Origin of the sequence: Sphingomonas elodea ATCC 31461, from assembly GCF_000226955.1 — a bacterium.
GTDB classification, from domain to species: Bacteria; Pseudomonadota; Alphaproteobacteria; order Sphingomonadales; family Sphingomonadaceae; genus Sphingomonas; species Sphingomonas elodea.
Genome location: NZ_AGFU01000052.1, coordinates 38,676 through 46,365 on the forward strand (window position 1 = coordinate 38,676; position 7,690 = coordinate 46,365).

Annotated in this window: 8 protein-coding genes; 6 read left to right on the forward strand and 2 right to left on the reverse strand. The window is 68.6% G+C overall.

The genetic code is table 11. The features are described 5' to 3' along the window. Window positions 1–46 precede the first annotated feature (46 nt). Together wecC and KK7_RS0114595 are read left to right on the forward strand one after the other, a co-directional pair. Complete coding sequence (gene wecC, locus KK7_RS0114590; protein WP_010545385.1) at window positions 47–1,345, forward strand: UDP-N-acetyl-D-mannosamine dehydrogenase; 1,299 nt, start codon at window positions 47–49, stop codon at window positions 1,343–1,345. A 3-nt stretch (window positions 1,346–1,348) separates the two neighbouring features. Beyond that, window positions 1,349–2,101 (forward strand): metallophosphoesterase family protein, encoded by a 753-nt coding sequence (locus KK7_RS0114595; protein WP_029623307.1) that lies wholly within the window; start codon window positions 1,349–1,351, stop codon window positions 2,099–2,101. A gap of 63 nt (window positions 2,102–2,164) precedes the next feature. Here the strand turns inward: KK7_RS0114595 and KK7_RS0114600 are convergent, their stop codons facing one another. Both KK7_RS0114600 and rpsU read right to left on the reverse strand, forming a co-directional pair. Continuing rightward, a complete protein-coding gene (locus KK7_RS0114600; RefSeq protein WP_010545387.1) occupies window positions 2,165–2,734 on the reverse strand; it encodes an FKBP-type peptidyl-prolyl cis-trans isomerase in 570 nt (189 codons plus the stop codon). 84 nt (window positions 2,735–2,818) lie between these two features. Beyond that, complete coding sequence (rpsU, locus tag KK7_RS0114605; protein WP_010545388.1) at window positions 2,819–3,025, reverse strand: 30S ribosomal protein S21; 207 nt, start codon at window positions 3,023–3,025, stop codon at window positions 2,819–2,821. A gap of 221 nt (window positions 3,026–3,246) precedes the next feature. Here rpsU and KK7_RS0114610 point away from each other — a divergent pair, with 221 nt between their 5' ends. The 4 genes from KK7_RS0114610 to KK7_RS0114625 all read left to right on the forward strand — a co-directional run bounded on the left by KK7_RS0114610 (window position 3,247) and on the right by KK7_RS0114625 (window position 7,627). Continuing rightward, window positions 3,247–3,984 carry a response regulator gene (locus KK7_RS0114610; protein ID WP_010545389.1) on the forward strand — a complete coding sequence of 246 codons (738 nt, stop codon included), beginning with the start codon at window positions 3,247–3,249 and terminating at the stop codon, window positions 3,982–3,984. A 29-nt stretch (window positions 3,985–4,013) separates the two neighbouring features. Further along, the gene (locus tag KK7_RS0114615) at window positions 4,014–5,261 is read left to right on the forward strand and encodes a sensor histidine kinase (protein WP_040598712.1); all 1,248 of its coding nucleotides are present in this window, start codon (window positions 4,014–4,016) and stop codon (window positions 5,259–5,261) included. A 76-nt stretch (window positions 5,262–5,337) separates the two neighbouring features. Then, window positions 5,338–6,246 (forward strand): dioxygenase family protein, encoded by a 909-nt coding sequence (locus tag KK7_RS0114620; protein ID WP_010545391.1) that lies wholly within the window; start codon window positions 5,338–5,340, stop codon window positions 6,244–6,246. Window positions 6,247–6,340: 94 nt separating this feature from the next. Beyond that, window positions 6,341–7,627: an MFS transporter gene (locus KK7_RS0114625; protein ID WP_010545392.1), complete on the forward strand. Its 1,287-nt coding sequence runs from the start codon at window positions 6,341–6,343 to the stop codon at window positions 7,625–7,627. Window positions 7,628–7,690: the final 63 nt, after the last annotated feature.

Sequence of the window (7,690 nt, forward strand, 5' to 3'; positions counted from 1 at the left end):
GCCTGTCTGCCAGGGTCGCCGCTCCTGAATTCGCGCGGAGTTTGCGATGCTTGTGACGACGGAGCCGAAGGTTGCGGTGCTCGGCCTCGGCTATATCGGCCTGCCCACGGCGGCGGTGATCGCCCGCACCGGCGCGCAGGTGCTCGGCATCGATGTCGATGCGCATGTCGTCGAGACGGTGAACTCCGGCCGCGTCCATATCGAGGAGATCGATCTGGACGGCCTCGTCTCCGGCGTGGTCGCCCGCGGCAATCTCCGCGCCTCGCTGGCGATCGAGCCGGCGGACGTGTTCGTCATCGCAGTGCCCACCCCCTTCGGCGCCAACCATGCGCCGGACATCGGCTATGTCCTGCAAGCCGCCACGACGATCGCGACGGTGCTGAAGGCCGGCAACGTGGTGATCCTCGAATCGACCTCCCCCGTCGGCACCACCGAGAAGGTGGCGGAACTGCTGTCGCAGCTGCGCCCGGATCTGAAGGTACCGGGCCACAGCAGCGGCAGCGCGGATATCGCCATCGCCTATTGCCCGGAGCGCGTGCTGCCAGGCCGCATCCTCGTCGAGCTGATCGAGAACGACCGGGTGATCGGCGGCATCACCCCGCGCTGCGCCCGCAAGGCGCTGCATTTCTACCGCCGCTTCGTGCGCGGTGCCTGCGTCACCACCACCGCCCGCGCGGCGGAGATGACCAAGCTGACCGAAAACGCCTTTCGCGACGTGAACATCGCCTTCGCAAACGAGCTTTCGATCCTGGCCGAGGGCATGGGGGTGGATGTGTGGGAGGTGATCCGCCTCGCCAACCGCCATCCGCGCGTCAACATCCTCTCGCCCGGCCCGGGCGTGGGCGGCCACTGCATCGCGGTCGACCCCTGGTTCCTCGTCCACTCCAACCCCGAGCAGAGCCCGCTGATTCGCACGGCGCGCGAGGTGAATGACGGCAAGGTCGCGCATACGATCGCGCGCGCGGAGGCGCTGATCGCCCGGCTGCCGGCTGCGCCGATCGCGTGCCTGGGCCTGGCCTTCAAGGCGAATATCGACGATTTCCGGGAGAGCCCGGCGCTCAAGGTCGCGCAGGCGATCGCCGAACGCCACGGCGCCCGCGTCCGCATCGTCGAGCCCTATGCGCAGGCGCTGCCCCCTGCACTGGCTGCGACGGGCGCGACGCTGACCGACATCGACAGCGCGATCGAAAGCTGCCCGATCTTCCTCGTGCTGGTCGATCACGACCTGTTCAAGTCGGTCCCGCTCGACGAGCGCTCGGGCAAGCTGGTGTACGACACGCGCGGCATCTGGCCGGACCAGCCTGCACCGGAAACCGTCACCGGCGGCCTGCGCCTCGCCGGCTAGGCCGTGTTGCGTGCGCTCTTCCGGCGGGCCGACCCGCCCGTCTATGCGCTGCCGGCGGACACGCGCGCCTATGCGATCGGCGATGTCCATGGCCGGCGCGATCTGCTGGAAATGCTCTTCGCCCGCATCGATGCGGAGCGTGCCGCCGATCCGCGGCCGTGCGAACATCTGGTCCTGCTGGGCGACCTGATCGATCGCGGCCCCGATTCGCGCGGGGTACTCGATCTGGTGCTGGCGCGGCGGGCCGTGGACCCCAGCCTCACGATCCTGGGCGGCAACCACGAAGCCATGCTGGTCACCTTGCTCGAGGGCGACATGTGGCATCTGGAATCCTGGCTGCATTTCGGGGGCGAGGAATGTGCGGCCAGCTACGGCCTCGATCCCATCGCACTGCTTGCCGAACCGGACCGCGCGGCCGACCGCCTCCGCGCCGCCATTCCGCCGGCCCACCAGGCGCTCCTGCGCGCCCTGCCCGGTGCGCACCGGGTGGGCGACGTGCTGTTCGTCCATGCCGGGATCCGGCCCGGCGTGCCGATCGACGCGCAGGATCCGCAGGACCTGCGCTGGATCCGCCTGCCCTTCCTGCGCAGCACCGCCGATCACGGCGTGCTGGTGGTCCACGGCCATACCGTCGTCGGCGCGCCGGAAATCCATGCGAATCGCATCGCCATCGATACCGGCGCCAGCGCGACCGGGTGCCTGACCGCGCTCTGCCTGGACGGTGCCGAGCGACGTTTCCTCGCCACCGGCGGCTGAGGCGCACGAAAAAGCCCGCGAGGATCGCTCGCGGGCTTTTCGAAAATGCTGCTCGGAAGCTGCTTACTGGCCGGCGGGTTCGCCGGCGCCCTGCTGCTGCATCTGCATCATCTGACGGATGGCAGCGGCCGGCACCAGCTCTTGCATGGTCACGTCGAAGATCAGCACCTGGTCGGACAGCTCGTTCTGCTGGCCGCCCTCTGCGCCGTAGCCGAGCTTCGGCGGGAGCCAGAAGCGGTAGCGCGAGCCCTTCTTCATCAGCTTCACGCCCTCGGTGAAACCCGGGATCATCGGCTGGCCGATCTGGAAGCGCATCGGCGTCTTCGGCTGGAATTCCTTGCCGTCTCGCAGCGTGCCGCGGATCTCGAGGACGACGCCGTCCTGTTCGGCCGGGGTCGCGCCGCTGCCGGCTTCGATCACCTGATACTGAAGGCCCGACGGGGTGGTCTGGATGCCAGGCTGGTTCTTGTGCCAGGCCATGAACCCGTCTGCGTCGAGGTGCGACGAAACCGGCGCACGGGTGCCGCCCCAGGCCAGGGCGAGCGCAATGGCGGCCGCCGCCAGCACCCCCAACCAGATCCAGAGCTTGTAGCTGCCCTTGACGGGCTGGAGCGGAACGGCGGTAACCGACATGATCGGACTCCGGCGGGGACTCGCATCCCCGTTATGAAAGAAAAGAGAATGCGGCGCGCACCGCTGGCGCGCGCCGGGCAGGCCTTAACGGGCGCTGTCGCGCTCCATGCGCTTGCGCTCCAGCTTGCGGGCACGACGGACGGCCGCCGCACGCTCGCGAGCGCGCTTCTCGCTGGGCTTCTCGTAGTGACGGCGCAGCTTCATCTCGCGATAGACGCCTTCACGCTGCAGCTTCTTCTTGAGCGCCCGCAGCGCCTGGTCGACGTTGTTGTCGCGAACGATGATTTGCATAAAGTCGTACAGCTCCGATCAAACTCAATAGCAAAGGGCCGCCGAAACCATAGTTGCGGCGTCGAACGGGCCTCCTATCAGCGCCCAGACGATTCTTCAAGCAAAAGCGTGCATCGCCGGCCGCACGACGCCGATGTTGCGCGAAAGCCACGCCCGATCAGATTACACCAGATTGCAGGGTTGCAACCTGCCGGATAGATTCGGCGCTCAATACCCACTTCATGATGCAGCTAGCCCACGCCGTGGATTTCGAAACCCGCCTTCTGATTGTCGATGACGATCCCGGAATCCGCGAGCTCACCGCCGCATTCCTGACGCAGCACGGCTATGTCGTCGACACCGCCGAGGACGCGACGACGATGCGCGCTGCGCTGGCCGCCAACAGCTATGCGCTCGTCGTGCTCGACCTGATGATGCCGGGCGAGGACGGCCTGTCGATCCTGCGGACGATGGACCGGAAGGCGGGGCCGGCGGTGATCTTCCATTCGGTGTTGAGCGAGGACATCGACCGCATCGTCGGGCTGGAAATGGGCGCGGACGATTATGTCGCGAAACCGGCCAACCCGCGCGAACTGCTTGCCCGCATCCGATCGGTCCTGCGGCGCTTCGCCTCCGCGCCGGCCGCCACCGCCGTGCCGGAGCGCAGCTTCCTGCGCTTTGCGGGCTGGCGGCTCGATTCCGTCGGGCGGCAACTCTACGATCCGGAAAACGTGCTGATCAACCTTTCGGACGGGGAGTTTCGCCTGCTGCTCGCCCTGGTGGAGCGCCCGCGCCGGGTACTCACCCGCGACGCGCTGCTCGACTATTCGCGCGGCACCCATGCCGAGCATTTCGATCGCGCGATCGACGTGCAGATGAGCCGCCTGCGCAAGAAGCTGGCGCGCGCCGGCGCCGACGAGCTGATCCGCACCATCCGCAACGAAGGCTATATGTTCGTCGCCGAAGTCACGGCAAAGTGATCCGCCGGCCGGTTTCCATCGTGGTGCCGATGATGGTCTTCGCCATCACCTCGGCGGCGGTGGTGATGCTGGTGCAGTTCGCGGTGGTGTTTCGCGGTCCTCCCCCCGGGTTCAGCCCGGTGCCGATCGCCCGCGTGGCGGAGGCGCTGCGCACCGGCCGCGCGCCGAGCGGGCCGCAGGGTCAGCGCCTGACGCTCGCCTTCGCCGCCGACGATCGCTTCGGCCGCGGGGACGAGCGTGCCTCGGCCGAGCGCGACCGGGCGATCGCCGCGCTGATCCCCGCCCCCGCCGATCAGGTCCGCGGCTATTATGAATGGCCGGTGCGCGACCCCGATCAGGACATCCATGGCAGCTTCAGCATCGGGCGGCGGACCGACCGGGGCTGGCTGGTCGCCTCGGTGCGCCGGGCGCCGGCGCTGGCTCGCTGGCGCGTGGCGATCCTCCAGTCGATGCTGCTGACGCTGGTGATCCTGTCGCTGCTCGCATGGGCGGCCGCCCGCCGCATCTCGCGACCGATCCGCCGACTGGCCGAAGCAGCGAAGCGTGCGCGGCTGGGTGCGCCGGAAGCCATTCCGCTCCAGGGCCCGCGCGAGATACGCGAGCTCGGCAAGGCGATGGAGGCGATGCAGACCCGCATCCTGCAGCAGGCCGAGAATCGCACCGTGATGCTGGGCGCGATGGCGCATGATCTCGGAACGCCTCTCTCTCGCCTCGCCTTCTGGATCGAGCAGTTGCCCGAGTCCGCGCGCGACCGTGCGGTGGCGGATATCGACGAGATGCGCGCCATGCTGGCGGCGACGCTGCGCTTCACCCGCGACGACCGTGCGCATGGCGAGATGGTGCGGCTCGACCTCGGCAGCGTCATCGAAAGCCTGGCGGACGACCTTGCCGCGGCGGGCCAGCCGGTCACGGTGGAGGCAGGGCCCCGCATGGTCGTGACCGGCGATGCCCCGGCGCTGCGCCGGCTGTTCGGCAACCTGGTGGAGAATGCGATCCGCTATGGCCGCAGCGCCGAGATCCACTGGACCGTGGAAGCCGGCCATGGCGAGATCCTGGTCGACGATGCGGGCCCCGGCTTCGACCTGACCCATGCGGACCGGCTGTTCGCCCCCTTCGTCCGCGGCGAAAGCTCGCGCAACCGCGCGACCGGCGGCACCGGCCTCGGCCTCGCGATCGTGCGCTCGATCGCGGAGTTGCACGGCGGAGAGGTGATGCTGGAGAACCACCCCGATCGCACCGGCGGGCGGGTACGGGTGCGGGTGCCGCTCGCAACCTGACGCAATGTTCTGCCACGCGCCGACATCGGCGTGTGACACGGCCGCTTCATCCTGGCTTCATCACAGGAGGGCAGCCTTGCACGAATCCAACGACCACGATCACGGCCTGATCCAGGACCTGCGGGCGATGTCCGCCCTTGCCGACCGCCGCCATGCGCTGCGCTGGTTCACCGGCGCCGGCACTGCCGCACTTCTTGCCGCCTGCGACGGCGGATCGAGCGCGACAAGCGCCGCTGCCGGCACGGCAAGCGCCACCCCGACCCCGACGCCGAGCAGCACCCCCACGCCCAGCCCGACTCCCGCCGCCACGGCGACGACAAGCGGCGGCTGCGTGGTCGATCCTACCGAGACGAACGGGCCCTACCCCGCGGACGGGACCAACAGTTCGTCGGGACTGACCTCGAACGCGCTGCTTGCCACCAATGTGGTTCGCAGCGACATCCGGCCGAGCTTCATCGGCAGTGCTGCTACGGTAGCAGCCGGCGTTCAACTCACCCTCACCCTGACGGTGGTCGATGTGAACACCGGCTGCGCACCGCTCGCGGGCTATGCGATCTATATCTGGCATTGCGACCGCGACGGGAAGTATTCGCTCTACGACCTGCCGAACGAAAGCTATCTGCGCGGCGTGGGCGTCACCGATGCGAACGGCCGGGTCAGCTTCACCACCATCTTTCCGGGCTGTTATGCGGGCCGCTGGCCCCATATCCATTTCGAGGTCTTCTCCAGCCTCGCGACCGCGACCAGCGGGCGCTATGCCACGCTGATTTCCCAGCTGGCGATGCCCGCTGCCGTGTGCAGCGCGGTGTATGGCAGCGCGAGCGGTTACAGTACCAGCCTGTCCAATCTGGGCGGCGTCTCGATCGCGCGGGACAACGTCTTCGGCGACAACAGCGCCGCGCAGATCGCCCAGCAGACGCCGACGATGAGCGGCAGCGTCGATGCGGGGTACACCGCGACCGCGGTGATCGGAATCGCGCGCTGAGCCCCGGCCTCGCGCGATCGACGTCGCCCGCCGAGGGGAACGATCCCCCTGCACGTGCCTTTCCGGCGGGCGGCGCTCTGCTATAGACGGGGCCATGGCCCCTGCTTCCGAACCCGCGCTGGACCGCGGCACGCGACTGCGCTCGATCCTCGGCGGATCGGCCGGCAATCTGGTCGAATGGTATGACTGGTATGCCTATGCGGCGCTTGCCAGCTATCTCGCGCCGCACTTCTTCGCGCCGGGTACCGCGCAGGATCTGAACGCCTGGATCGTCTTCGCCATCGGCTTCTTCATGCGGCCGATCGGCGGCTGGCTGATGGGCGTCTATGGCGACCGTCACGGGCGCAAGGCCGGGCTGAGCCTGTCGGTGACCCTGATGTGCGCGGGCTCGCTGATCATCGCCCTGACGCCGGGCTATGCCACGATCGGCGGCTGGGCGACGGCGGCACTGGTCGTGGCAAGACTGCTCCAGGGCCTGTCGCTGGGCGGCGAATATGGCGCCAGCGCCACCTATCTTTCGGAGATGGCCGGCCGCCGGCACCGCGGCTTCTTCTCCAGCTTCCAATATGTCACACTGATCTCGGGCCAGCTGACCGCGCTCGTCGCGCTGATCGCGCTGCAGGCGGTGATGGCCGAGCCCGAACTGCGCGCCTGGGGCTGGCGCCTGCCCTTTGCGCTGGGGGGCGCGCTGGCCCTGCTGGTCTACTGGCTGCGCCGCCGCCTTGCCGAGACGGAGAGCTTCGCCAGGCGCGACCGCAACGCCGCATCGGGCGCCTTCGCGCTGTTCCGCCAGCACCCGCGCGAGGCGCTGCTGGTGCTGCTGCTTACCGCCGGCGGCACGCTCGCCTTCTACGCCTATACCATCTACCCGATCACCTTCCTCAAAAAGACCGCAGGCTTCTCCGACGCGGCGGCGACGCAGGTGAATGCGGCGGCGCTGTTCGTGTTCATGCTGGTCCAGCCGCTCGCCGGCGCGCTGTCCGACCGGATCGGCCGCAAGCCGCTGATGATCGCGTTCGGCGTACTCGGCCTGCTGTTCACCTATCCGATCTTCGTCGCGCTGGAGGGCGTGCGCGACGGACGTTCGGCCTTCCTGCTGATGACCGCCGCGCTGCTGATCGTGACCGGTTACACGGCGATCAACGCAGTGGTGAAGGCGGAGCTGTTCCCCGCGCACATCCGAACGCTCGGCGTGGCGCTTCCCTATGCGCTGGCCAACGCCATCTTCGGCGGCACCGCGCCATCGGTGGCGCTGTGGTTCAAGCAGGAAGGGTGGGAGCGCGGCTTCTACTGGTACGTCACCGCGATGATCGGCATCTCGCTCGTCACTTATGCGACGATGCGCGACACCGCCCGCGAAAGCCGCATCGCCGAGGATTGATCAGGCGAGGATCGCGCCGCCGCGCCGGGCGAGCACCCGGCCGATCGCATCGAACAGCGCGTC

Excerpts from the sequence above, each read along its gene's own strand:
- wecC (WP_010545385.1), top strand. The coding sequence starts at position 47 with ATGCTTGTGACGACGGAGCCGAAGGTTGCGGTGCTCGGCCTCGGCTAT.
- KK7_RS0114600 (WP_010545387.1), bottom strand. The coding sequence starts at position 2,734 with ATGTCGGTTACCGCCGTTCCGCTCCAGCCCGTCAAGGGCAGCTACAAG.
- rpsU (WP_010545388.1), bottom strand. The coding sequence starts at position 3,025 with ATGCAAATCATCGTTCGCGACAACAACGTCGACCAGGCGCTGCGGGCG.
- KK7_RS0114610 (WP_010545389.1), top strand. The coding sequence starts at position 3,247 with ATGATGCAGCTAGCCCACGCCGTGGATTTCGAAACCCGCCTTCTGATT.
- KK7_RS0114615 (WP_040598712.1), top strand. The coding sequence starts at position 4,014 with ATGATGGTCTTCGCCATCACCTCGGCGGCGGTGGTGATGCTGGTGCAG.
- KK7_RS0114625 (WP_010545392.1), top strand. The coding sequence starts at position 6,341 with ATGGCCCCTGCTTCCGAACCCGCGCTGGACCGCGGCACGCGACTGCGC.